A 24,144-nucleotide genomic window follows, 5' to 3' on the forward strand; every position below is an offset into this window, starting at 1 on the left:
CCGGCATCCGGCATCCGGCCGGCGCGCGCAGGTTGAGCCGCATCCTTCGGCGATGACCGGGGCCGGTGGCCGATCCAGGCGTCGATCTCGAAGTATGCGCGAAACAATGAACAGTCAAAAATGCGGAAATGGTAATTTGAATGGAGCAGACAGTGTATCCATGCCGGATCGCCGGTCTGGACGGCGCGCCGGGCGCATCGCGACCCGATTTTCCGCGTGCGATAATCGCGCTCTTCCCATCAGGCCACTTTTGCGCGGCGCACCTTGAAAAACCTGCTTGTTTCCCTCGATCGCCTGGCCGATTTCGACGAGATTGTCGACGTCCGCACGCCGCTCGAATTCGCGGACGACCATATCCCCGGCGCGATCAACGCCCCCGTGCTGAGCAATGAGGAGCGGGTGCGGGTCGGTACGATGTACAAGCAGGTGTCGCCGTTCGAAGCGTCCCGCGTGGGCGCTGCGCTGGTCGCGCGCAATATCGCGCAGCACCTCGATACGACCTTTGCCGGCCGGCCGCGCAACTGGCGTCCGCTGATTTATTGCTGGCGCGGCGGTACCCGGTCCGGCTCCGTTACCACGGTATTCAGCATGATCGGCTGGCAGGCGCGGCAACTGGCGGGCGGGTATAAGACCTACCGGCGCGCGACGCTCGATACGCTCGACCATTTGCCCGCCACGTTCCGATATATCGCGCTGACAGGCCCCACCGGCAGCGGCAAAACGCGTCTGTTGCACGCATTGCACGAGGCCGGTGCGCAGACGCTGGATCTGGAACAACTGGCGGCACATCGCGGCTCCCTGCTCGGCGCGTTGCCGGGTGAGCGGCAACCATCGCAGAAATGGTTCGACACGCTGCTGGTCTGCGCGCTACGCGGCTTCGATCCGGCCCGGCCGGTGTTCGTCGAGGCGGAGAGCAGGCGGATCGGCACGATCTCCTTGCCCCTCGCGCTGCTGGACACGTTTCACCGCGGCGCGTGTGTCGAGGTCGAGGCAAGCCGCGAGGATCGCGCCACATTCCTGCTGCACGATTACGCTCATCTTTTCCAGGATCCGGAGTCATTCAAGCAGCAACTGTCGCGGCTGATCGGGCTGCATAGCCGCGAGCGGGTGAGCGGCTGGCATGCGTTGATCGACGCGGGTCGGGAGGCGGAGCTTGCCCGCGAACTGATCGACCTGCATTACGATCCGGCCTACGCGCGCAGCAGTCACCAGAATTTCAGCGAATTGCCGCACGCCACGCACATGCTGTTCCGGCCGAACGACGCCGATGTGGTCGAGCAGGCAAGGGCGCTGCTGGCACGGCTTGAGGCCGTGCCTGTTACCTCAGCCTGATGCCGTTTCAATCCAATCCAATACAAACTACCCAAGACCATGCAATCCACTCTTCGACAACCCCGCGTCGCGCTCGGCTGGATCACGTTCCTGCTGATCGCGGTCGTGGGCCTGTTTTACGTCAAATGGTTTCCTTACTACAACCGTGCGTTCGTGGCGGCCAGTCAGCATTCCATTGGCAAATCAATCCTGATGGGCACCGCCGCGAGCGCGCCCGCGCCGTCGTGGCAGGCGGCTATCGACTATGCCATCGCCTATGGCAAGGCGATCTGGCAGGCAATGGTGCTGGGGCTTCTGCTCGGCTCGGCGGTGCAGGCGCTGATTCCGCCGCAATGGGTGGCGCGCGCGCTCGGCAAGAGCGGCTTCGGCAGCGTGGTGAACGGCGGCCTGATGTCGCTGCCGGGCATGATGTGTACCTGTTGCGCCGCGCCGGTGGTGGCCGGCCTGCGGGCGCGTCAGGCGGCGCCGGGAGCGGCTATCGCGTTCTGGCTCGGTAACACCGTGCTGAACCCGGCCACGCTGATTTTCATGGGCTTCGTGCTCGGCTGGCAATGGATGGGACTGCGGCTCGCGCTTGGCGTACTGATGGTGTTCGGTCTGGGTTACGCCGTGAACCGGATGGTGACGCCCAAGGAAGCTGAAGCGTCGCGCATCGAGATGGCGAAGCTGGTCACAACGGAAGATCCGGGTACGGCATTCACGCGCTGGGTTCGCATTCTCGGACGCATGACGATCCGGCTTGTGCCCGAATACATTGTGCTCGTGCTGGTGCTTGGTGCCGCGCGGGCGTGGCTGTTTCCGCATATTGGTCCGAATATCGACAATAGCGTGCTGTGGATTGTGGGACTTGCTATTGCCGGCACGTTGTTCGTGATCCCGACAGCGGGCGAAGTGCCGATCATCCAGGCAATGCTGTCGCTCGGCATGTCCGTCGGTCCCGCAGGCGCGTTGCTGATGACGCTGCCGCCGGTCAGCTTGCCGTCGGTCGCGATGCTCGGCCGTTCTTTTCCGCCGCGCGTACTGACGTTCGTGGCCGTTGCGGTGGTGGGGTTCGGGATTGTCGCGGGGCTGCTTGCTGTGGCGCTGGGGTTCTAGGCGCGCGTGATGTAATTCGTAGCGTCCACGACACGAGAGGCCGGTTTCAACGCGAGTTGAAACCGGCCTCTTTTTCATGAGTATGAGTATCAGTATCAGCTGCTGATTGCAGCGGATGCGCGCGGCTGAATGCCCCTGCCACGTTCTAACGCGTAGCCGCCTGAATCAGCAGCTTGAACGGCAGCGCCAGCAGCATCGCGCCGCCTACGCCGACGCACCAGAGCGCGACGAACCACAACGTACTCTTGAGCCGCGAAGACCCGCGGCGGTCGCCGCCATTCTTAGTGATAGTGATGTTCGCCATGGCGCACCTTGCCGCGAAAAACCCAGTAACCCAGCGTCGTGTACGCGATGATCACGGGCAAGATCACCGCCGCGCCAATGAGCGTGAACATCTGGCTCGAATGCGGAGCTGCGAGTTCCCAGAGCGACACGCCGGGGAAGATGGCATGGGGCGAAATGCTCGCCACCAGGCCGCTATAACCGAGCAGCACGAACGCCAGCGCCATCATGAATGGCCGTGTTTCGTGCCGTGAACGGATGGACCGGCGCATCAGCCACGCACACGCGATCACGAGCACCGGTACCGGCAGGAATCGATAGAACCAGGGGGTATCGAACCAGCGCGTTGCAATGCCCGCGTCCTGCAGCGGTGTCCAGATACTGACGACCGCAATGGTCCCGAGTTGCAGCAGCGTCAACGGCCACACGATCCGATAAAACCTGCGCTGCAAATCGCCTTCCGTTTTAGCGATCAGCCAGCAGCAGCCCAGCAGCGCATAGGTGACTACCAGCGCGAGTCCGGTGAACATGCTGAAGGGCGTGAACCAGGTGAAGGCATCGCCGGAGAAACGGCCGTCCGCGACCGGAATGCCATTGAGAAACGCGCCGAGCGTCACGCCCTGGAAAAATGTCGCGCCCGCCGATCCACCGATAAACGCAAGATCCCACATATGCTTCGTGCGGGTTGCCTTCGAGCGAATTTCGAAGGTAACGCCGCGAAAGATCAGGCAGACCAGCATGAACATCAACGGCAGATAAAGCCCGGACAGCACGGTTGAATAGATCATGGGGAACGCTGCGAACAGGCCGGCGCCGCCCAGCACGAGCCAGGTCTCGTTGCCGTCCCAAACCGGCGCGACGGTGTTCATCATGACGTCGCGATCACGCGCCTCGGGGAAGAACGGAAACAGGATGCCGATGCCGAGATCGAAACCATCGAGTACTACATACATCAGCACGCCCAGCGCGATGATCGCGGCCCACGTCAGGGACAAGTCCATCTCAGGCTCCTTCGATTGAATGCGTCGCGGCGGACAGCGGGCGGCGCGCGGTGTGGTTGTCGTCGTCCATGCGCGGTGCGTGAGTGATGGTGCCGGGCAATGCGGGACCGGTTCTAAGCAGCTTGAGCAGGTAGTAGATGCCGGTGCCGAACACAAGCGTATAAACGATGACGAAAATCAGCAGCGTCACGCCCACCTGCTGCGCGGTAACCGGTGATACGGCCTGCGCCGTGCGCATCACGCCGTAGACAACCCACGGTTGACGACCCGCTTCCGTCGTCACCCAGCCGGCGAGCAGCGAGATGAAACCCGACGGTCCCATCACGAGCACGAAGCGCTGGAACATCTTCGATTCGAACAGGTTATTTTTTCGCCGTAGTACGAAGCCGGCCACGCTCATCAGGATCATCAGGACACCAAGCCCGGCCATGATCCGGAAGCTCCAGAACACGATGGTCGAGTTCGGCCGGTCCTCTTTCGGAAACGACTTGAGGCCACGGATTTCACCGTCCCAGCTATGCGTGAGGATCAGGCTGCCGAGGTGCGGAATGGACACGGCGTATTTCGTGGTTTCGGCTTCCATGTCCGGGATGCCGAAGAGGTTCAGCGCCGTGCCGCCTTTCTCCGTATCCCACAGGCCTTCAATAGCCGCGATCTTGGCCGGTTGATATTCGCGCGTGTTGAGGCCGTGCTGGTCGCCGACCATGGCCTGAAGCGGGGTGAGCACCAGCAGCAGCCAGAGCGACATCGAAAACATCTTCTTGATGGCCGGGTCCTTGCGTCCTTTCAGCAAGTGATAAGCCGCGCAAGCCGCCACCACGAGCGCCGCGACGATAAACGCCGCGATCGCCATATGCGAAAGCCGGTACGGAAACGACGGGTTGAAAATGATCTTGAACCAGCTCACCGGCACGACATGATCGCCTTCGATCCGAAACCCCTGTGGCGTCTGCATCCAGCTATTCGATGCAAGAATCCAGAAGGTCGAGATCAGCGTGCCGATGGCGACCATCAGCGTGGCGCCGAAGTGCGCTTTCGGACCGACCTTGTTCCAGCCGAACAGCATGATGCCGAGGAATCCCGCTTCCAGGAAAAACGCGGTCATCACTTCATAGGCGAGCAGCGGGCCGGTGATCGGGCCGGCAAAGCTCGAAAAGCCGCCCCAGTTGGTGCCGAACTCGTAGCTCATCACGACACCGGACACCACACCCATACCGAACGCGACGGCGAACACCTTCGACCAGAAGAGGCACAACTCCTTGTAGACCGGCTTACCGGTTTTGAGCCAGGCGCCTTCGAGCACAGCGATAAAACTCGCCAGCCCGATGCTCAGCGCCGGGAAAACGATGTGGAAAGAGACCGTAAAAGCGAACTGGATACGCGCTAGATCGAGCGCTTGCTGAGTGGCATGCATGGCAGGTTGTGCAGCCATCGCGGGCGCGCTCGAAACGAGCTCGCGGGCGGGCGCTGGTTGGTTGGTTGGACTGAGTACGACGGAAGCGACTCTAAGCCAGTTTTTGAGATGAATGGTGCGGCGCGGCAGGGGGCAGGAATGTGCGGAAATGTCGCAATTTTTAGGATGGGTGATCTGTAACTAGCTGTTTATAAATTGTTTTTTTGAGAGATCGGATTAATGCCCAAAACCGGCGGTTTGCCAATTCCGCGACAATCAACCGCACTGCGTCAAAGACGGTCCGCCGCATGGAGGCGACGAAGGGCGCGTTTGGCGCGTAGCGTGCCGGGACGTTATCAGCGCGATTCTCCGGTGATGTGCCGGCATACGCCGGGTACCATGACGGAACAGCATCGCAGGCGTTTTCCGGGCCGGAATAACCGCTCTGCAGCAAAGCCAACCAAACACCGCGACGGGAGAAAAACCATGCGTCTTGATGACGAAGCAGAGAGCCGCAATGTGGAGGACCGGCGTGGGGCCGGGGGCGGAGGATTTCGCATTGGCGGAGGGCGCTCGATCGGTATCGGCACGATTGTCGTGGCGTTGGCGGCCGCCTATTTTTTCGGTATCGATCCCATGCTGATCCTGAGCGGCGGTTCGACCGGGCAGAGTGGTTCATACAGTCAGCAGCAGCCGCAGACGCAGCAACGGCAGATGGACCCGCGCGCTCAGCCGCAGGCAAGCGCGAGCGATCAAGACGCCGTGTTCGTGCGCCGGGTGCTCGGCAACACCGAACGCACGTGGCAGCAGATTTTCCGGACCCGCTACAACCAGGATTACCCGGCGCCCAAGCTCGTCCTCTTCACCGGCGGCACCGCGACCGCGTGCGGAACCGGCCAGTCAGCCATGGGGCCGTTCTACTGCCCGAACGACCGGACGGTGTACATCGACTTGTCGTTCTATCGGGAGTTGCGCGACCGCTTTGGTGCGGGCGGAGATTTTGCGCAGGCGTACGTGATTGCGCACGAAGTCGGCCACCATGTGCAGAACGTGCTGGGCATCATGAATAAAGTCGAGACCGCCCGGCAACGGATGTCGCGGGAACAGGCGAACCAGTTGTCGGTGCGTGTCGAGTTGCAGGCGGATTGTTTCGCGGGCGTCTGGGCCAACGTGGCGCAGAGGAACAACGCGAAGCTGATCGAGCCCGGTGACTTCCAGGAAGGGCTGAACGCGGCGGGAGCAATAGGCGACGACCGGTTGCAGAAGGAGACGCAGGGACGCGTGGTTCCGGAAGCGTTTACGCACGGCACGAGCGCGCAGCGGCAGCGCTGGTTGAATCGCGGACTGGCGACGGGCGATCTGGGACAGTGCGACACATTCGGCGCCAGAACGCTCTGAGTGCTGCGTTTTGCCAGCAGCCGCATGACGCAATTTTCAATGCGAAGGCGCTCGCACGTTCGGCGCTTTGTTCATGAAAGACCGTGAAACAGTAGTGAAAACCGCTATTTCGACGGATAATTCGGGCAGAACGCGCAGCGCAGAACTTACAAATACTGACGGCGCGGCTTTACGCCAATTTATAGAATTCCGGCTTTCAAATCGATCATGACCCGAACGGCTTTCGATCTGCCGAACGCGCTACGGGTCAAGCGATCCAGCCGGCCAGCGGCACGGATTCAGGTGTTCCATCTGAATCCGTGCCGCTGGCGAAATAAAGGTCCCATAGCATCCCCATGAAGCGAATCCTGATTGTCAAGGTGACATCATTGGGCGATATCGTAGAGACGCAGCCTGTGGTCTCCGATCTTCGCCGTGCATTTCCGTCCGCCAAGATCGACTGGGCGGCAGACGCGGCCTTTGCCGACATCATTCGCTGGAATCCGTCCGTGGACCGCGTGTTGAGCGCGCCGCTGCGCAAGTTCAAAAAAGCGCGCAGCTGGGCGGATTTGAAAGATATTGCTGCATCTATCGGAGAACTGCGGGCCGAGAAGTACGACGTTATCCTGGATATCCATGGCGTGTACAAGAGCGCGATCATCGCGTTCCTGGCTCGCGGGCGCCGGCGTTACGGCTATAAGAACAAGGATCTGGGCGAACTTGGTGCGGCGTTCGCGTACAACAAGCGCTTCGGGCCGCGGCCGAAAACGGATGCGTGGCGTGGCATGCGTGTGAGCGTGGCCGACGCGCTGGGTTATACGTTCGACGAAACGCCCGACTTCAATCTTCGTCTGCCGCCGCTGGCTATGCCGTTGCAGCTTCCTCAGGGCGCGCCCATCGCGATGCTGTTCCACGCTACCTCAGCCGATGAAAAGAAATGGCCGATCGACCGATGGGCCGAGACGGGACGTTCTCTGACGGCGCAGGGTTATCGGATCGCGCTGCCGTGGGGTACCGAAGGCGAGCGCCGGGAGGGCGAGCAGATTGCGGCGCTCGTGCCGGGTGCGATCGTTTTGCCGAAGCTGACGGTGACCGAATGCGCGCATTGCATCGAGGCGTCGGCGCTGGTCGTGGGCATGGATACGGGGCTGGTCCACCTGGCGTATGCGCTGGGCCGGCCCACGGTGATGATTTTTACGGCAACGTCGCGCGGGCATTTCGGCATTGGCTCGTCGACGCATTCGGTGTCTGTCGGCGACCAGCATGCTCCGCCCGATGTCGCCTCGGTGCTGGAAGCAATAGAAGGCGTGTTGACGGGAACGGTGGTGCCCGCAGCGCACGATGTAGCGACGGGCGCCGTGTCCTGATTCGAGTCGTTAAAGCATCCCGACGAGCGCGTTCAAGCGGCCGAAAACCCTTCCGGGAACAGGCGTCCGAGCGCTGCTTCAAAATGCTCGATGGGCGCCGCGCCGCGCAACGCGATGGGCGGCGGCGGTTCCTGATCGCCCACGCCGTCACGCGACAGCACGACGAACGGCACGCCTGTCACGCCGAGCTTCTTCGCAAACTCTTCGTCTTCGATCACCGCGTCGGTGAGTTCATCGCCGAGCAACGCTTCTTCCAGCGATTCCGGATCGATGCCGCAGGTGGCGGCAATATCCAGCAGCGCATCGGTGTCGCCGATATCGATGCCATCCTCGAAATACGCCTTGAAGATTGCACGATGCACAGCGTCGAAACGGCCTGATTCGCGCGCGAAAAATGCGGTCTCGAACGCCTTGCGGCTATTCGGTTGAACCGGCGGGAGGCGCAGCAACAAACCGCGTTCGTTGGCTATCGGGTAGACGGAGTTTTCCCAGGTTTCATGCAGGAAGTCGCTATTCGGATCGAGCGGGGGCGTGGGTTCGGGGCGCAGTTCGAACGCGTGCCAGCGGACTTCAACCGCGTCGCCATAGGTCTGCTTGAACTGGTCGATAACTGGCACTTCCAGATAGCAGAAAGGGCAGACGAAATCCGACCACACGTCGAGGTACAGCTTGGAGCTTGTCATATCAGGGCGGTCCAGAATTGGTCCAAATTAGTCCAAAATTCTACCCGACATTGGACTTTAGCCCCGTCCCGTCTTTATGCGGGCTTTCGCGGTCAGGCGATGTCATTTCTGCTGGCTGCCGGTCCACAAGCTGGGTTCCTGGATGCTTTCGGATAGTTGTCGCCGAAAGGGAGACGACGCCCGTTCGTGATAGGATCCGCCCACTATTAAACAGGGGGCCGCAATGGCATTCAAAGAAACGAAGGGCAATAAGACCGTTGAGGCACTCGTAATGCCGGCACCGGGCGCAATGTTCAAGGGCTATATCCGCGTTGTCACGGAACACGTAAACGGGCCCATTGGGCAGACAATTGGACGTGGATGTGGTCGTCCGGTCAAAACCGAGCAGGCTGCGCTTGAACTCGCTGAGATCGAAGCACGCCGGGTAATCTCGGGCAAGTAAGTTGGAAAAGCAGCTCTGAGCGACCGCTCGGAGCTGGCCGGGGGCGTCACGTTTGTTAGTATCTGCCCCGCGTCCATGCTGCAAGGGCTTTCGAAGCTATAAAAGCCACAAACACCCTCTGTAAAATTCTGTATTCCTCTGCTTTTCGCGCTTAAAACCCACCGTCCAGTTCGATCTTCGTGCCGTCGCTGAAGCGGCTCAGCCGGAATGCTCGCGGGTCCACCAACGGCTTGTCGTTCGCGACCAGATCGGCCATCAGCTTCCCGGCACCCGGCCCGATCCCGAAGCCGTGACCCGAAAAACCGGTGGCTATAAACATGCCCGGAACCTGTTCTGCGGTCGATATCACCGGCACCGCGTCCGGCGTGACGTCGATATAACCCGCCCACGCTTGCGCCACTTTCACGTTTCCAAGCGCCGGAAAGAGCACACGGAACGCGTTGATGGCGACATCGTTGAATTTTTGGGTGGGTGCCGGATCGAGCGTGCGCACGGTTTCGAAGACGGTCGGCTGGTCGAGTCGCCATGTCCGAGGCTGGCGCAACGCCTCGAAGAATCGCTCGCCGAACGCGAAGTCCATCGACCTGAACTGGCTTTTCAGCGCCGGGAGGTATTGGCTGAATAGCCGGAAGCTGTCGGGGGTAATCTCGGCCAGGCTGCGGAACGCATTCGCGATCGTGTAACCGCCATCCAGCCGCTTGCGGTATCCGACAGTCTGGTTGCAAGCACTGACTTCGGGGCCACCGTCGACCGGTTCCGTGCGCAGCACCGACGACCTCACACTCAGCTGCGGCAGTTCAACACCAACGCTGCCGGCGAACAAGCGTGTCCACGCGCCGCCTGCTACCACCACGCTCGAGCAGCGGATCGGGCCGTATTCGGTCACGACGCCACTGATCGCGCCCGCGCTCGTTTCGATGCCACGCACCGCGCACGGCGTTAGAACCTTCACGCCTTTGGCACGCAGCGCGTGGGCAATGGCGGGTGCCGCGCGCTGCGGTTCCGCCCGGCCATCGGAAGGCGTGTAGATGCCGCCGGGAAACTTGCACGCGGCGCCCGGCATCAGCGCGGCCGTCTCGTCGCTCGATGTGATGCGTGAGTCGATACCTTCGCGGCCCACCAGCCCGACAGCGCGTGCCAGCCAGTTTTCGTGATCGGCGAGGGCCTTGAGGTCGTCGGCGGCGTAGAGGATGCCGCATTGCCGGAAACCCGTGTCAATGCCGAGCGTCCGGTCCAGCTCGCGCCATAGCTTGAGGCTTTCGAGACTGAGTTCCAGCTCGCGCAAATCACGATGCGTCGCGCGGCACCAGCCCCAATTGCGGCTGGATTGCTCGCCGGCAATATGGCCTTTCTCGCAGACGGCGACCGAAATGCCCTTCGCAGCAAGAAAAAGGGCCGTGCTCACACCAATAATGCCGCCGCCGATAACGACAACATCGACATGCTCGGGTAAATCACGATCTTCGATGACTTCAACTACTTGTGGACCCATCTATCCTCCTTAATAGGGCAGGCGCGAGGGCAGGCTCGGGAAAATGGGCCTCGGCAACTGCCCGCTGTGCTTTCGGGCATCCTGTGTGCTTTGCTCTACCGATGGCCCGTCAAAAGCCGACGCTTGTGCAACCGGCTTGACGGCCGATTTCATGCTGCGGCGTTATGCGCGGCATATCCCCCCTGACTTTCTGGAGAACACTTGTGCAAAAGACAGCATCGGCCAAATGGAGTGGTGGCATCAAGGACGGTAAAGGTTACATTTCGACGCAAACCGGCGTGTTGAAAGACGCGCCCTACGGTTTTGCATCGCGCTTCGAAGGCGGCCCCGGTACGAATCCCGAAGAACTGATCGGCGCCGCGCATTCGGGTTGTTTCACGATGGCGCTGTCCCTGCAACTCACGCAGGCGGGCCTCACGGCGGAAAGCCTCGAGACGAAGTCTACCGTGACGCTGGAGAAGGACGGCGACGGGTTCTCCATCACCGCCTGCCATCTGGATTTGAAAGGTAAAGTGCCCGGCACAGACAAAGCGACGTTTGAGAAGCTCGCGAATGCGGCGAAAGAGGGCTGCCCGGTGTCCAAGCTGTTCGCTGGAAACGCGACGATCACGCTGAACACGGAATTCGTTTCCTGAGTTTCGTTTGACCGAGGCACTCAAGGGCGCGTCCGCGAAACCGGGGGCGCCCTTTCTTTTTGCAGAGCCTGCCGTCGGTGGTCATCGTGCGCTGCAGACAGAACCCCGCGGACCTGCCCACAGATACTCAACGGACATACGCTACCGACTAAAATCAGACGCGCGACTTATCCACATTTTTTGTGGATAGCCATGTGGACAACGTGCGGGAGCAGCCTCCAACTCATTGACGCATAACGGTTTACGGTTCCCTAACGGTTTGCAGGCAGGTTTCGCAGGCAGGAACGCTGTCCATAGCCGGCCATGCATCTTCGTGCAATTGTTGCAAGCCCTGAAACCGACCGTTCCGGCCAAGAACCTATAATCTGACGGCACTTTCAAGCAAATGGCCGGACCAGACCCTGGAGCCGGCCAGCTTTCCTGACACTTCCGTCCACACGCAGCACCGCCCTGGAGCATCGATGAAATTCAAGCTGGACTGGACGTGCATTGCGCCATTTGCCGCACTTGTGATCCTGGGACTGACGTTCGCCATGCCGAACGGCTTCCTGTTCGTACTCGCCGCCATCGCACTCGCCGCGGCCGTATTCGCCGCGGTCCATCACGCCGAAGTGGTGGCGCACCGCGTTGGCGAACCGTTCGGCACGCTGGTGCTCGCGATCGCGGTCACGGTGATCGAAGTAGCGCTGATTGTGTCCGTCATGGTGTCGGGCGGCCCGGAAAAAGCGGCGTTGCCGCGCGACACGGTGTTCGCCGCGATCATGATCGTGTGCAACGGTATTGTCGGGCTCTGCCTGCTTGTGGGCGGGATGCGGCACCACGAGCAGAATTTCCAGTTGCAGGGCGCAAGCGCGACACTCGCTATCCTGTGTGCGCTGTCGGTTCTGACAATGGTTTTGCCCAACTTCACGAGCACGGTGATGGGGCCGGGGTTGTCGACGTCGCAACTGGTGTTTGTGGGCGTGACGTCGCTCGTGCTTTACGTCGTATTCGTATTCGTGCAGACGGTGCGGCATCGCGACTATTTCCTGCCGCCGGTGCCTGCGCTCGACCCGAATCGAGCCGAATCCGACGACGTTCATGCTCCGCTGCCGACCAATGGCTACGCGTGGGCCTCCGGCGGTTTGCTGCTGCTTTCGCTGATATCAGTGGTTGGGCTGGCGAAATTGCTCTCGCCGGCGGTCGAGGCGGGCGTTGCCAGCGCCGGAGCGCCCGAAGCCGTGGTTGGTGTGGTGATCGCTGCGCTCGTGCTGCTGCCGGAAGGCGTCGCCGCATTGCGCGCGGCGCGACTGAACCGGTTGCAGACGAGCTTGAATCTGGCGCTTGGGTCGGCGTTGGCGAGTATCGGGCTGACAATTCCAGCCGTGGCGGTCGTGTCGCTTGCGATCAGCCAGCCGATCGCACTCGGCCTCGGTTCGAAGGAAATCGTACTACTCGCATTGACCTTGATAGTGAGCGTCCTGACGCTTGGCACCGGACGCTCGACCGTGCTTCAAGGCGTGGTTCACCTGGTTATTTTCGCGACCTTCCTGTTTCTTTCCGTCGTGCCTTGAGTACTTCGGTGCGATAGGCGGCGCGTCTTCGGCCCGGAACCGCTTTTGAAAACAAGGGCCGACCAATCCGGGCAGGAGCCAAGCGCTGTTGTGCAGACGCTTCATAACCGTCGCCGATCTCAAAATCTTTTGCAATGCAGCATCGAATGCGTATAATAAGGGTATTCCCTAGCGGGTAATCCCTGATTCGCACTGAGGTGCTCTCATGAAAACCACCGCTCAAAGTTCGCTTGTCGTTTCGTTCGGTTCCTGGTTCCGCAAGGCGAAGGCTGTCGTTCGCCGCGAAGCTGCCCACGCACTGAACCTGCATCTGCAAAATTGCGCAGTGCTGGCTGAAGCGTATCGCCGGAAGTAAATCGGCTGCGGCTAATCCAATCGACGTGTCGATCGAGCCGTTTCATCGCTCTCGAACGTTGGTTAGCATGCCTTTGGTGGCGTTAAAAAGGTTGCCGGGAAAATCGCCGGCAACCACGGTGTCGATACTGAACGTGCTGACTGCGCTAAATGCTTTTTAGCCCGTCAGGTCAGATTGCCCATCCGCCGAGATAAAACACGGCAAGCACTGCCGCAATCATCACCGTGCCAACGTTCAGCTTCTTGTATTCGCCGGCAACTACGCGCCCGATCACGAGCGTACAGAAACCGAGCATGATGCCGGTCACAATATTGGCCGACAGCACAATGAACACGGCGCAGACAAGACCCGACATGGTGTCGACAAGATCGTCCATGTGAAGTTTGCTCACGCTTGCAAGCATCAGCAGACCGACATACATCAGTGCCGGAGCCGTCGCGTAGGAAGGCACGAGTCCGGCGAGCGGCGAGAAGAACATCACCAGCAGGAACATCACGCCAACGGTAGCGGCCGCCAGGCCCGATTTTGCGCCTGCCGCCACGCCCACCGTCGATTCAATATAGGCCGCAGCCGGCGCACCGCCGAGACACGCAGCAACAATTGAACTGACCGAGTCCGCCGTCAATGCCCGGCCGCCGTTCACAATCCGGCCTTTCTCGTCTATCTGGCCTGCCTGGCCTGCGACCGCGCGAATCGTGCCGGTGGCGTCGAAGACGGCGGTCATCACCAGTGCAAACACACTAGGCAGCACGGCCAGAGACAGCGCGCCGCGAATATCCATGGCGCCGATCAGCGAAGCATGGCCGGGCGCGCTCAGCGAGGGCAACGCGAATACGCCGGTGAAACGAACGGCGGGATCGAAGGCCAGTCCCAGCGCCGACAACCCGACCACCACCAGCAGGATCCCGCCCGGCACGCGCCGGCGTTCCAGCCCGATGATCGCAGCGAGCCCGAAGACCGACATCAATACGGGAAACGCCGTGATATGACCGAGCGAAACGGGCAAACCCGCGCCCGGATTCTTGACGATCAGGCCGACATCGTTCGACGCGATCAGCAACAGAAACAAGCCGATCCCGATCCCCGTGCCATGCGCCACGCCTGCCGGCAGATTGCGCAGGATCCACGAGCGCACGCCGGTGACGGAGATTGCGGTGAAGGTGACGCCCATCAGGAAGACGGCGCCGAGCGCGACGGAGGGCGAGAGCCCTTTGCCCAGCACCAACCCGAACGCGGTGAACGCGGTGAGCGAGATTGCACAGCCGATCGCGATAGGCAAGCGAGCCCAGATGCCCATCAGGAGCGAGCCGAACGCAGTCGTCAGGCAGACCGCCACGAAGACGGCGCGGGTGTCGAATCCGGCCTTGCCGAGCATGGCCGGGACGACGAACACGGAATAAACCATTGCCAGGAAGGTAGTAATTCCGGCGATCACTTCGCGCCGCTGGGTACTGCCGCGCGCACTGATTTGAAAGTATCGGTCGATCAATCCGCCTGATTGGGACGCGTGTGCGTCATCCTGGATGTCGATGCCGCCAAGCGGCTGGATGTGGGGTTCCATCATGAGCTGTTCTCCTTTATCAGCAGGCTGAAACAAGCGGACCGGATGGTCTTTGCAAGACCGGGTGCGCCGTCTTCAGGGTCGTCTCGATAGGTTTATTTATAGTGTTGGCAGGAGCCAACGCATTGGACTGGGGCCAGCACAGAGACTAGGGCAACATTAATCCGCCTCCAATCTCAAAAATGGGATTCCAGTCATGCCGCGATCCTTATAAGGTTCGTTTCAATACGGCTTTGATGGAGCACGCGCGCGGTATAAAAGCAAAAGGGCCAGGTCTCGAATGACCTGGCCCTTTTGTCTGTCGGGAACCGACCTGAAACCAACGCGGCCGCTTACTGGATCACGCGCGTCACGCCCCGGCCACGCGGATCGGCAACAGGTTCCGGCGTCTTGTCATCGATCTTGATGACCTGGATATCGCCGTTGAAACCCTGTTTCGCGAGGGTATATCCCTTTGCCTCCAGTTCCTTCGCGAGATCGCCGTCAATGGGCTTGTACGGCTCCCAGAAAATCGTGTTCGGCGGCAGCAACTGATGATGAAAGCGCATTGCCGCGACGGCTTCAGGCAAGGGCATGGAGAAGTCGTAGACGTTGCTGATCACCTGGAAGATCGATGTAAAGATACGCGAGCCGCCCGGCGTCCCGATCACCATGGCAACCTGATCGTCCTTCGTGAGGATGGTCGGGGTCATCGAGGAAAGCGGGCGCTTGCGCGGTTCAATGGCGTTGGCGTCGCTGCCCACTACGCCGAACATGTTCGCTACGCCCGGCTTCGAGGAGAAGTCGTCCATCTCGTCGTTCAGCACGACACCCGTGCCGTCCACCACCACACCGGAGCCAAAATAGCCGTTGATGGTGTACGTATTCGATACCGCGTTGCCCCACTTGTCGACCACCGAGAAGTGCGTGGTTTCAGCCTTTTCCGGCATCGTGGTGCCCAGGCCCGGAACGACGCTCTTGGTGTCCGACGGCGTGTCGGGATTGACCTCGGATGCACGCTTCAGGATGTAGTCGTCGTCGATGAGCTGCGCGATCGGCACCTTGTAGAAATCGGGGTCGCCAAGATACTGGGCGCGATCCGCGAACACGCGTTTTTCAATTTCCGCGGTCAGGTGGATGTACTGCGCGGAATTGAGCGGCACGTTCGCAAACTTGTCCTTGAGATCGGCCTTCATCTTGAGCAACTGAACGAGGCCGATACCCCCGGAACTCGGCGGCGGCGCGGTGATGATGCGATAACCGTTCCAGCTCGCGAGAACCGGCTGCCGCCAGACCGCCTTGTATTCCTTCAGGTCCTGCGTGGTGATCAGGCCGTGGCCGGCCATGGCGGTTGCGATCATATCCGCCGTCTGGCCTTCATAGAAGCCCTTCGCACCCTTGTCCGAAATGCGTTGAAGCGTCGCGGCCAGTTCCGGCTGCTTGAAGTTCACGCCTTTATTCAGGGTTCCGAAGTAACTGTCGAAGTTGGTCTTGCCGGCGAAGTCCTTGGACGCTGCGTCCTTGCGTTCCTGCAATTGGTCGCTGACTTCAAAGCCGTCCTGTGCATACTTGATCGCGGGCGCGACGACCTGTTTCCATTTCAGCTTGCCGAAGCGCTTCTGCGCTTCCCACATGCCCGACACCGTGCCCGGCACGCCGACCGCGCGATACCCATACAGGCTCATGCCCTTGATGACTTCGCCTTTGTCATCGAGATACATGTTCTTCGTGGCTGCAATAGGGGCGCGCTCACGATAGTCGAGGAAGTACGGACGATGATCCACGTAGAGCGTCATGAAACCGCCGCCGCCCAGGTTGCCCGCTTCCGGATACGTCACCGCCAGCGTGAAGGCGATCGCGACGGCCGCATCAACGGCATTGCCGCCTTCCTTGAGGACCTGCTCGGCGGCGTCGGCTGCGAACTTGTCGGCGACTGCCACCGCCGATGCCGTCAGGACAACGGGTTGCGCCGCGACTTTTGCGTAGGCGGGGGCGCTTTCGACAAACCCGAACGAGAGCGAAAACGCCATCGCAGCGAGCGTTCCAAGGGCGAACGGACGGGTGCGATGCAGCGAACTCATGGACTTCTTCATGGACATCTTGCTCCTCCTGAAAATGGGTGCCCGCCTTGGAGTATGGGTCTTTCCCTGTCGCCTTTTCCGACGAAGGGCTTAGGCGGAGACGCTCCGGGGCTTATACCACGGGCGTAATTGATTCCGAAAGGGCGGGAAGCCCCGTGCTTGACCGGGAGCCAGGCGTGATGGTCCGGAGAGCGTGGGCGGTCGATCGTGACCGGTGCTGACGGTGTCTCGCCACTCCGTGAAAGCGTGAAGCGCTCTCGCGGAGCAGGACCCGTGCGTCAAGCCTCTGCGCTCGCGGATGCCGGCGCTTCGTCGAGGGAGTACGTTGCCACCACACGCAGCACGGACTCGCGGAACGACGCAACCAGATCCGAGCGTATGCCGCTGCTCGGATACGACAGCACGTACTCGTATTCGATCGCTGCATCGAACGGCCGCACGACCACGCCGTGCGCGCGCCACACCTTGGCTGCAAACGGTTCGACGATCGACACACCCAGGCCGCCCGCGACCATGGCATAGCGCGTGTGCGCGGTGTCGGTCAACACCGTGTAGTTCGCCCGGTCTTCGCCCGCCGCGAACAGCGATTGCTCGGCCTCATAAGGTTGCCTTGAATTCGGCACCCAGCCGATGATGCGTTCGCCGCGCAGATCCTGCGCCCGCACGGTTTTTTTCTTCGCCAGCCGATGCGACGCCGGCATCGCGCACTGCGCCTGCGCGCGCAGCAACTTCTCCACCTCGATCCCCGCGACCTTCGCAAACGCCTGGCTGATGGCGACGTCTGCCTTGTGGTTTTGCAGGATCGTGAGCACCTCGGGGACTCTTACCGAGTCGACGCGAATGGGCACACCCGGATGGCGCTCGACGAAGTCGGCCAGGATGGGCGGCAGCAGGGTGCTCGCGATCACCGGCATGCACGCAACGGTCAGCCCTTCGGACGCCTCGTCGCGAATGATCTCGGCGACCTGTTTCAGGCGTTCCAGCCCCAGGAAATTCTCTTCAACCGACTTATAAAAGCGCAACCCGGCGTTGGTCGGATTCAAGCGCCCGCCGACGCGGCTGAACAGGCTGAAACCGAGGTCAGCCTCTAAATCCGCGATCAGGCGGCTGATGGCGGGCTGCGTGACGTGCAGCGCGCGCGCGGCCCCGACGCTGGTCCCCATCATGATTAACGAGCGGAAAGCTTCTATCTGGCGAAAACGGATCATTATCTTGAATTACCTTGCACGAACCTCAAGGACGCCGATGGTAGCGCGAACTACGCGCGCCTGGTGATTTACGGTCGCGCGCGCGTATATGAAGCGCAAGTGAAATCGTTCGCCGCCTGCCTATACCCAAAACACATGGACTATAAGCACATGTGAGTGGATTCCACTTTATTGCTCTGAAATACTCCCGGCGAACCTGGTTCCGTCGTCAGTTCGTAGGGCGTGTGTAATGATTTTTGAAGCTGACTGTTGGCGACGAAGACGGATGCGCGACAAGGGCAGGCACACGATGCCAACCCTTGACCTGCTTATTCGAAAGTGAAATGTTAGGTGGGCTAAGATGCTGGCCGCCGTCCGTCTGCTATCCGTCCGCTTCGGCACGCGAACCGCGGTAGATAGCGGCTGATAGCCGCACATAACGGTACGCATCGCCGTTGCACAGGGTCAAAAGCCCTTATGCTCCAGCGCTCAGTGCTTGATGAACACATAAATAATAAGGATCCCCATGACGTTGTTTGCAGCTCTTGTTGCTCGTAGCACCCGCATTGACGCGTGTTTTCGTCCGGGCGATGCTGTTCATCGCCGCGTTTCAGGCAAGTGGCTTCCTGCCCTTGCCGCGAGTGTCTGCGTTGCGGCCGCAAGCAACGTTCATCTGGCTCATGCGGCTATCGTGCCGCCCGGCGTGCAGCTCGCGGCCAAGCAGGAACTGGTGCGCAACAACGCGTCCGAGGTCGAGACGCTCGATCCGAACCTGGCTGAGACTGTGCCGTCCAACAACGTCACGCGCGACCTGTTCGAAGGGCTGACCGCAACCGATGCCGACGGAACCGTCGTGCCGGGCGTGGCAGAAAAATGGGAGCAGAAGGATGCGACCACGTGGATTTTCCATCTGCGAAAGAATGCGAAGTGGTCCAACGGCGAGCCGGTGGTCGCGAACGATTTCGTGTACGGCTGCCAGCGCCTTGTCGACCCGAAGATCGCCTCGCCCTACGCCAGTACATTCGGCATCTTCCTGCTGAACGGCGCCGACATTGTGGCGGGCAAAAAGTCACCGGACACGCTGGGCGTCCGCGCAATCGACCCATACACGGTCGAAATCAAGACACCGTATCCGGTGTCGTTCATCCCGGAACTGATGTCGAATACGAATCTCGGCCCGGTCAACAAGGCCACCGTCGACAAGTACGGCCGCGACTGGACCAAACCCGGCAAGCTGGTGAGCAACGGCGCGTTCATGCTTAAGGACTGGCAGGTGAACAACAAGCTCGTGCTGGCACGCAACCCTCAATACTGGGACGCCGCTCATGTGCAGTTGTCGCAAGTGACGTACCTTCCGGTCGAGAGCGAGACCACGGACATCAAGCTGTTCCAGTCGGGCGACAACGACTGGGTGTATCAGTTGCCGTCCGGCATGTACCCGAAATACAAGCAGGAGTTCGCCGCCGACATGAAGATCGCGCCGATGCTCGGACTGCGCTACTACTCGTTCAATAACAAAGACCCGTTGCTCAAGGACGTGCGCGTGCGCCAGGCGCTCTCCATGGTGATCGACCGCGACATCCTCGCGCAACGTGTCACCGCGGACGGCCAGATCCCGGCGTATGGCGTCATTGTGAAGGGTGTGAAGGGTGCGGACGTGACGGCTTACGACTGGTCGACATGGCCGATGGCCAAGCGCGTGGAAGAAGCGAAAAAGCTGCTCGTGCAAGCCGGCGTGAAACCGGGCACGACGCTGCACTTCGCAACGAACACCAGTGACTATCACAAGAAAATGGCTATTTTTGCGGCCTCGGAATGGAAAACGAAGCTCGGCCTGGACACGCAGATCGACGCGATGGAGTTCAAGGTCCTGCTGAAGAAGCGTCATAGCGGCGACTACCAGATTGCACGCAATGGCTGGGTCGCGGACTATAACGACGCGACCACGTTCCTGCAGCTTGTGCAATGCGGTTCGGACCAGAACGACAGCGGCAATTGCAATCCGAAGGCCGACGCGCTGATCAAAGAAGCGAACGAAAGCACGGACCAGGTTAAACGCACGCAGTTGCAAACCCAGGCCGCGAAGCTCGTGATGGACGACTATCCGATCCTGCCGCTGCTGCAATACACCACGGTCAGGCTGGTGAAAAGCTACGTGGGCGGGTATTCGCTGAAGAACCCGATGGACCGTTACCGCAGCAAGGACATGTATATCGTGGCGCATTGAGCGCGACGCACTGCCCCCCAATACTATCCAGCAAACAGCAAGAGGCGGTTGCCGTGACGCGCTCTGTCGCGGCGCCGCCAGGAGAGATGTCCCATGTGGTCCTATACGTTAAGGCGCGTGCTGCTGACGGTGCCGACGCTGCTGATTGTCATTACCGTCTGCTATCTGCTGCTGCACGCTACACCGGGCGGTCCGTTCGACGGTGAGCGCAAGGTCTCCGCGGAGGTGCTCGCCAACCTGCAGGCGAAATACCATCTCGGCGAGCCGCTGTGGAAGCAGTATTTGCTGTATCTCAACAGCTTGCTGCACGGCGATCTGGGGGCATCGTTCCGGTACGCGGACTGGAGTGTCAATGACCTCGTGCTGCGTGCGTTGCCGGTGTCCCTGACTATCGGCGGCGTGTCCATGGTGCTCGCCATTGTGCTCGGCGTCGTGCTTGGTATCGTCGCCGCGCTCTATCGCAACAGCCCGGCAGATTATCTGCTGATGATCATCGGCAACGCGGGTAGTGCGTTTCCCTCGTTCGTGATCGGACCTGTGCTGATCCTTGTGTTCGCGATTACGCTGAAGTGGCTGCCGGCCGGCGGGTGGAACGCCTTCCATGTGCGCTACATGGTGTTGCCAATCGCGCTGCTCACCATCATCAACGTGGCGACCGTGGGACGCGTGACACGCGGCAGCCTGATCGAGGTGATGAACACCAACTACATCAGAACGGCCTATGCCAAGGGCTTGTCGCGCTGGACCGTTGTGCTGCGCCATGCGCTGCGGCCGACCATGATTCCCGTGGTCTCGGTGATCGGTCCGCTCGCGATCGGCTCTATCACGGCAGCGGTCGTGACCGAGTCCGTGTTCTCGTTGCCGGGAATCGGCAAGCTGATCGTGAACGGTGCGGCCAACCGCGATTACACGCTCGTGCTGGGACTGGTCGTGCTGGTGACCGTGGTCGCAGTACTGCTTAATCTGCTGGTCGATCTCGCGTATGCGTGGCTCGATCCGAAAATCCGCTACTGAAATAATGAGTCAACCAGCATGAGGTCCGCAATGAAACAAGGAACGCTCGTCCCCGCGCTCGAGAGCGTGCTGGCCGTGCCGGTGGAAGGCCGCAGTCCGTGGCAGGACGCCCGTATGCGCTTCGCGCGCAACAAGGCCGCCGTGGCCAGTCTCGTGATCCTGCTGCTGATCACGCTGGCCTGTGCGATCGGCCCCATGCTGCTGCCGAACGCCTTCGATTCCACCGACTGGAACATGATGAGTTCCACGCCGACGTTTGCAAACTGGCATCTGTTCGGCACGGACGATACCGGCCGCGACCTGCTCGTGCGCTGCCTGGTGGGTGGCCGCGTCTCGCTGATGATCGGCGCGCTCGCGACGCTGACGTCGGTCACGCTCGGGATTGTGTGGGGCGCTATCGCTGGCTTCGTAGGCGGCCGCGTGGACAACGCGATGATGCGCATTGTCGACATGATGTACGCGATCCCGTACCTGCTCATCGCCATCCTGATGGTCACGCTGCTCGGCCGCGAGTTCTACCTCGTGGTGCTTACCATTACGGTGTTCTCATGGATGGATATGGCGCGCGTCGTTCGTGGCCAGACGCTGGCAATCCGTTCGAAGGAATACATTGAAGCAGCGCGCGCTATTGGCGTTTCGACCAGCGGCATCATCCTGCGTCACATCGTGCCGAACCTGCTTGGCATTGTGGCTATTTACACAACGGTTACGGTTCCTGGCGTTATTCTTACGGAGTCCGTGCTATCGTTTCTTGGACTCGGCGTTCAGGAGCCCATGACCAGTTGGGGCGTGCTGATCCAGGATGGCGTTGGCGTGATGGAAACAGCGCCCTGGATTCTCCTGTTCCCGGCGGCGTTGTTGTCGGTGACGCTGTATTGCATCAACTTTGTTGGCGACGGTCTGCGCGACGCGCTCGACCCGAAGGATCGGTAAGCACCATGTCACTGCTCAAGGTAAGTAATCTGGAAGTCGCCTTCGACTCGCCCGACGCCGTGGTCCGCGCTGTCAACGGCGTGAGTTTTGACCTGGAAGAAGGCAGTACGCTGGGCATTGTCGGTGAATCGGGGTCGGGCAAGAGCCAGAGCGTCCTCGCCATGCTTGGGCTGCTCGCGACCAACGGGCGCGCAAAGGGCAGTGCGATCTATCAGGGTGAGAACCTGCTGACCATGCCGGCGAAGAAGCTGAACCGCATTCGCGGCAATCGGCTTTCCATGATCTTCCAGGACCCCATGACGTCATTGAATCCGTATCTGACGATCGAACGCCAGATGACGGAAGTGCTTGAACTGCACAAGAACATGACGCGCCGCGCTGCGAAGAAACGCTCGATCGAGATGCTGGAAGCGGTGCGTATTCCCGAAGCCGCACATCGTATCGATCAATACCCGCATGAACTGTCCGGCGGCATGCGCCAGCGCGTGATGATCGCCATGGCGCTGTTGTGCGAGCCGCAAGTGCTGTTCGCCGATGAACCCACCACTGCGCTCGACGTCACGGTCCAGGCGCAGATACTTCAGCTCCTGCGCAACCTGCAACATGACTTCGGCACGGCGATCGTGCTGATTACGCATGACCTCGGCGTGGTCGCCGGCCTGTGCGAGCAAGTGATGGTGATGTATGGCGGCCGCGTGATGGAACAGTGCAACGCGGACAACCTGTTCGCTCGTCCTTCGCATCCCTACACAATCGGTTTGCTGCGCGCATTGCCGCGGCTCGATCAGAGCGACGCGCCACTTGTTGGTATCCCCGGCAATCCGCCGAACATGGCGCATCCGCCGTCGGGCTGTCCGTTCCAGGAGCGCTGCATAGATGCGAGCCAGCGTTGCGCTGAAGCAGTCCCGCCGCTCGAGTCGTTTGGCGGCGACACCACCTGGCTGCGAGCCTGCAATCGCCCGGTCGAGCAGATGAAGTCGTTGCACGAGGTGGCCCATGTCTGAGCAAACCATCCTGTCCGTCCGCGACGTCCAGGTTCATTTCAGCGTCAAGGCGAAGAGCAAGTTGCCGTGGGCACCGTCGCGCACGCTGAAGGCCGTGGACGGGGTGAGTTTCGATCTGAAGGCCGGCGAGACGCTTGGCGTGGTGGGTGAATCGGGTTGCGGCAAGTCGACCTTGTCGCGTGCCATCCTCAATCTCATTCCCGCCACGCATGGCGAAATCGTGTGGATGGGCAAGGATCTCAGCGGCGCCACGGCGAAACAGTGGCACGGTGTGCGGCGCGACATCCAGATGATTTTCCAGGACCCGCTGGCTTCGCTCGATCCACGCATGACCGTGGGGCAGATCATCGCGGAACCGTTGCGTGAACATCGGCCGGGCATGTCGAAGGACGAAATGAACCAGCGGGTGCGCGCGATGATGGCGAAGGTCGGTTTGCGCGAGCAGATGATCAACCGCTACGCGCACGAATTTTCAGGCGGCCAATGCCAGCGGATCGGGATTGCGCGTGCGTTGATCGTGGAGCCGAAGCTGATTGTCTGCGACGAACCCGTGTCGGCCCTCGACGTTTCGATCCAGGCGCAGATCGTCAACCTGCTCAAATCTTTGCAGCAGGAAATGAAACTCGCGCTGATCTTCATCGCGCACGATCTGGCCGTGGTCAAACACATCTCGGATCGTGTAATGGTCATGTATCTCGGCCACGTCATGGAGCTCGCCGATAAACGTTCGCTTTACGCGCATCCCCGGCATCCTTACACGCGCGCGTTGCTTTCCGCGGTACCGGTGCCAAATCCGGCCATCGAACGGACGAAGGTCGTGCAGATCCTCTCCAGCGATATTCCCAGTCCGATCAATCCCCCAACGGGTTGTGTCTTTCATACCCGTTGCCCCATAGCGGAGGCGCGTTGTTCTGTTGAAGTGCCGCCGCTGCGCACGCTTGAACATGGAGTCGCGGCAGCCTGCTTACTCGCCTGATGATTGGCGTGGTTATTGGCCTGATTAATCGCTTGATTTAACGGTCGTTTCGACACTCCCCGGCCAAACCTGATGGTCCCCGTTCTTGACGGGGGCCGGGGAGTCGTTCGCTCGATCGTGAAGTTTTCGTAGTCCCGGTAGTCCCAGTAGTTCCTGCTGTCACAACCCTCCGGTG

21 protein-coding genes are annotated in these 24,144 nt (G+C 60.8%); 13 read left to right on the plus strand and 8 right to left on the minus strand.

Annotation, left to right across the window (positions count from 1 at the left end):
- The first annotated feature begins 264 nt into the window (after positions 1-264).
- Positions 265-1,332: a tRNA 2-selenouridine(34) synthase MnmH gene (gene mnmH / locus ACSQ36_RS23805; RefSeq protein WP_436183826.1), complete on the plus strand. Its 1,068-nt coding sequence runs from the start codon at positions 265-267 to the stop codon at positions 1,330-1,332.
- A 39-nt stretch (positions 1,333-1,371) separates the two neighbouring features.
- A complete protein-coding gene (locus tag ACSQ36_RS23810) occupies positions 1,372-2,427 on the plus strand; it encodes a permease (RefSeq protein ID WP_213762217.1) in 1,056 nt (351 codons plus the stop codon).
- 145 nt (positions 2,428-2,572) lie between these two features.
- Here ACSQ36_RS23810 and ACSQ36_RS23815 read toward each other — a convergent pair whose 3' ends face one another.
- The 3 genes from ACSQ36_RS23815 to ACSQ36_RS23825 are packed head-to-tail and all read right to left on the minus strand — an operon-like array spanning position 2,573 to position 5,124.
- The gene (locus tag ACSQ36_RS23815; RefSeq protein WP_436183827.1) at positions 2,573-2,731 is read right to left on the minus strand and encodes a hypothetical protein; all 159 of its coding nucleotides are present in this window, start codon (positions 2,729-2,731) and stop codon (positions 2,573-2,575) included.
- Positions 2,709-3,710: a cytochrome d ubiquinol oxidase subunit II gene (gene cydB, locus ACSQ36_RS23820; protein ID WP_436183828.1), complete on the minus strand. Its 1,002-nt coding sequence runs from the start codon at positions 3,708-3,710 to the stop codon at positions 2,709-2,711. Before cydB ends, ACSQ36_RS23815 begins: the two co-directional genes overlap by 23 nt.
- A 1-nt stretch (position 3,711) precedes the next feature.
- On the minus strand, positions 3,712-5,124 hold the full coding sequence (locus ACSQ36_RS23825; RefSeq protein ID WP_436184930.1) for a cytochrome ubiquinol oxidase subunit I: 1,413 nt from the start codon (positions 5,122-5,124) through the stop codon (positions 3,712-3,714).
- A gap of 465 nt (positions 5,125-5,589) precedes the next feature.
- Between ACSQ36_RS23825 and ypfJ the strand changes: the two genes are divergently transcribed.
- Both ypfJ and waaC read left to right on the plus strand, forming a co-directional pair.
- Positions 5,590-6,501, plus strand: coding sequence for a KPN_02809 family neutral zinc metallopeptidase (ypfJ, locus tag ACSQ36_RS23830; protein WP_436183829.1), 912 nt, complete (start codon positions 5,590-5,592; stop codon positions 6,499-6,501).
- Between the two features lie 335 nt (positions 6,502-6,836).
- Entirely contained in the window at positions 6,837-7,847 is a 1,011-nt protein-coding gene (waaC, locus tag ACSQ36_RS23835; protein WP_436183830.1) for a lipopolysaccharide heptosyltransferase I, read from the plus strand.
- A 32-nt stretch (positions 7,848-7,879) separates the two neighbouring features.
- Here waaC and ACSQ36_RS23840 read toward each other — a convergent pair whose 3' ends face one another.
- Complete coding sequence (locus tag ACSQ36_RS23840) at positions 7,880-8,530, minus strand: DsbA family oxidoreductase (RefSeq protein ID WP_436183831.1); 651 nt, start codon at positions 8,528-8,530, stop codon at positions 7,880-7,882.
- 223 nt (positions 8,531-8,753) lie between these two features.
- Between ACSQ36_RS23840 and ACSQ36_RS23845 the strand changes: the two genes are divergently transcribed.
- Complete coding sequence (locus tag ACSQ36_RS23845; protein WP_158934984.1) at positions 8,754-8,972, plus strand: hypothetical protein; 219 nt, start codon at positions 8,754-8,756, stop codon at positions 8,970-8,972.
- 151 nt (positions 8,973-9,123) lie between these two features.
- Here ACSQ36_RS23845 and ACSQ36_RS23850 read toward each other — a convergent pair whose 3' ends face one another.
- Entirely contained in the window at positions 9,124-10,464 is a 1,341-nt protein-coding gene (locus tag ACSQ36_RS23850) for an NAD(P)/FAD-dependent oxidoreductase (RefSeq protein ID WP_436183832.1), read from the minus strand.
- Between the two features lie 203 nt (positions 10,465-10,667).
- Between ACSQ36_RS23850 and ACSQ36_RS23855 the strand changes: the two genes are divergently transcribed.
- From ACSQ36_RS23855 to ACSQ36_RS23865, 3 genes are all read left to right on the plus strand, one after another.
- Positions 10,668-11,099: an OsmC family protein gene (locus ACSQ36_RS23855; protein WP_436183833.1), complete on the plus strand. Its 432-nt coding sequence runs from the start codon at positions 10,668-10,670 to the stop codon at positions 11,097-11,099.
- Positions 11,100-11,560: 461 nt separating this feature from the next.
- The gene (locus tag ACSQ36_RS23860) at positions 11,561-12,652 is read left to right on the plus strand and encodes a calcium:proton antiporter (RefSeq protein ID WP_213762223.1); all 1,092 of its coding nucleotides are present in this window, start codon (positions 11,561-11,563) and stop codon (positions 12,650-12,652) included.
- Positions 12,653-12,857: 205 nt separating this feature from the next.
- Positions 12,858-13,007, plus strand: coding sequence for a hypothetical protein (locus tag ACSQ36_RS23865; protein WP_213762224.1), 150 nt, complete (start codon positions 12,858-12,860; stop codon positions 13,005-13,007).
- 169 nt (positions 13,008-13,176) lie between these two features.
- On the opposite strand, the gene ACSQ36_RS23870 is transcribed toward ACSQ36_RS23865, so the two are convergent.
- The 3 genes from ACSQ36_RS23870 to ACSQ36_RS23880 all read right to left on the minus strand — a co-directional run bounded on the left by ACSQ36_RS23870 (position 13,177) and on the right by ACSQ36_RS23880 (position 17,836).
- Positions 13,177-14,571: an NCS2 family permease gene (locus tag ACSQ36_RS23870; RefSeq protein ID WP_213762225.1), complete on the minus strand. Its 1,395-nt coding sequence runs from the start codon at positions 14,569-14,571 to the stop codon at positions 13,177-13,179.
- A gap of 329 nt (positions 14,572-14,900) precedes the next feature.
- Positions 14,901-16,628, minus strand: a complete 1,728-nt coding sequence (gene ggt, locus ACSQ36_RS23875; RefSeq protein WP_213762297.1) for a gamma-glutamyltransferase — start codon at positions 16,626-16,628, stop codon at positions 14,901-14,903.
- A 278-nt stretch (positions 16,629-16,906) separates the two neighbouring features.
- Entirely contained in the window at positions 16,907-17,836 is a 930-nt protein-coding gene (locus ACSQ36_RS23880) for a LysR substrate-binding domain-containing protein (protein WP_213762226.1), read from the minus strand.
- A gap of 505 nt (positions 17,837-18,341) precedes the next feature.
- Here ACSQ36_RS23880 and ACSQ36_RS23885 point away from each other — a divergent pair.
- The 5 genes from ACSQ36_RS23885 (at position 18,342) to oppF (ending at position 23,969) form a co-directional block, all read left to right on the plus strand.
- On the plus strand, positions 18,342-20,042 hold the full coding sequence (locus tag ACSQ36_RS23885) for a peptide ABC transporter substrate-binding protein (protein WP_436183834.1): 1,701 nt from the start codon (positions 18,342-18,344) through the stop codon (positions 20,040-20,042).
- A gap of 93 nt (positions 20,043-20,135) precedes the next feature.
- Positions 20,136-21,056, plus strand: a complete 921-nt coding sequence (locus tag ACSQ36_RS23890) for an ABC transporter permease subunit (protein ID WP_213762228.1) — start codon at positions 20,136-20,138, stop codon at positions 21,054-21,056.
- Between the two features lie 30 nt (positions 21,057-21,086).
- Entirely contained in the window at positions 21,087-21,989 is a 903-nt protein-coding gene (locus ACSQ36_RS23895; RefSeq protein ID WP_436183835.1) for an ABC transporter permease subunit, read from the plus strand.
- 5 nt (positions 21,990-21,994) lie between these two features.
- Positions 21,995-22,993: an ABC transporter ATP-binding protein gene (locus ACSQ36_RS23900; RefSeq protein WP_213762230.1), complete on the plus strand. Its 999-nt coding sequence runs from the start codon at positions 21,995-21,997 to the stop codon at positions 22,991-22,993.
- On the plus strand, positions 22,986-23,969 hold the full coding sequence (gene oppF / locus ACSQ36_RS23905) for a murein tripeptide/oligopeptide ABC transporter ATP binding protein OppF (protein ID WP_436183836.1): 984 nt from the start codon (positions 22,986-22,988) through the stop codon (positions 23,967-23,969). The genes ACSQ36_RS23900 and oppF overlap by 8 nt, the downstream gene beginning before the upstream one ends.
- Positions 23,970-24,144: the final 175 nt, after the last annotated feature.

It is taken from the genome of Caballeronia sp. LjRoot34 (assembly GCF_964253815.1).
In the GTDB taxonomy this organism is placed as follows: Bacteria; Pseudomonadota; Gammaproteobacteria; order Burkholderiales; family Burkholderiaceae; genus Caballeronia.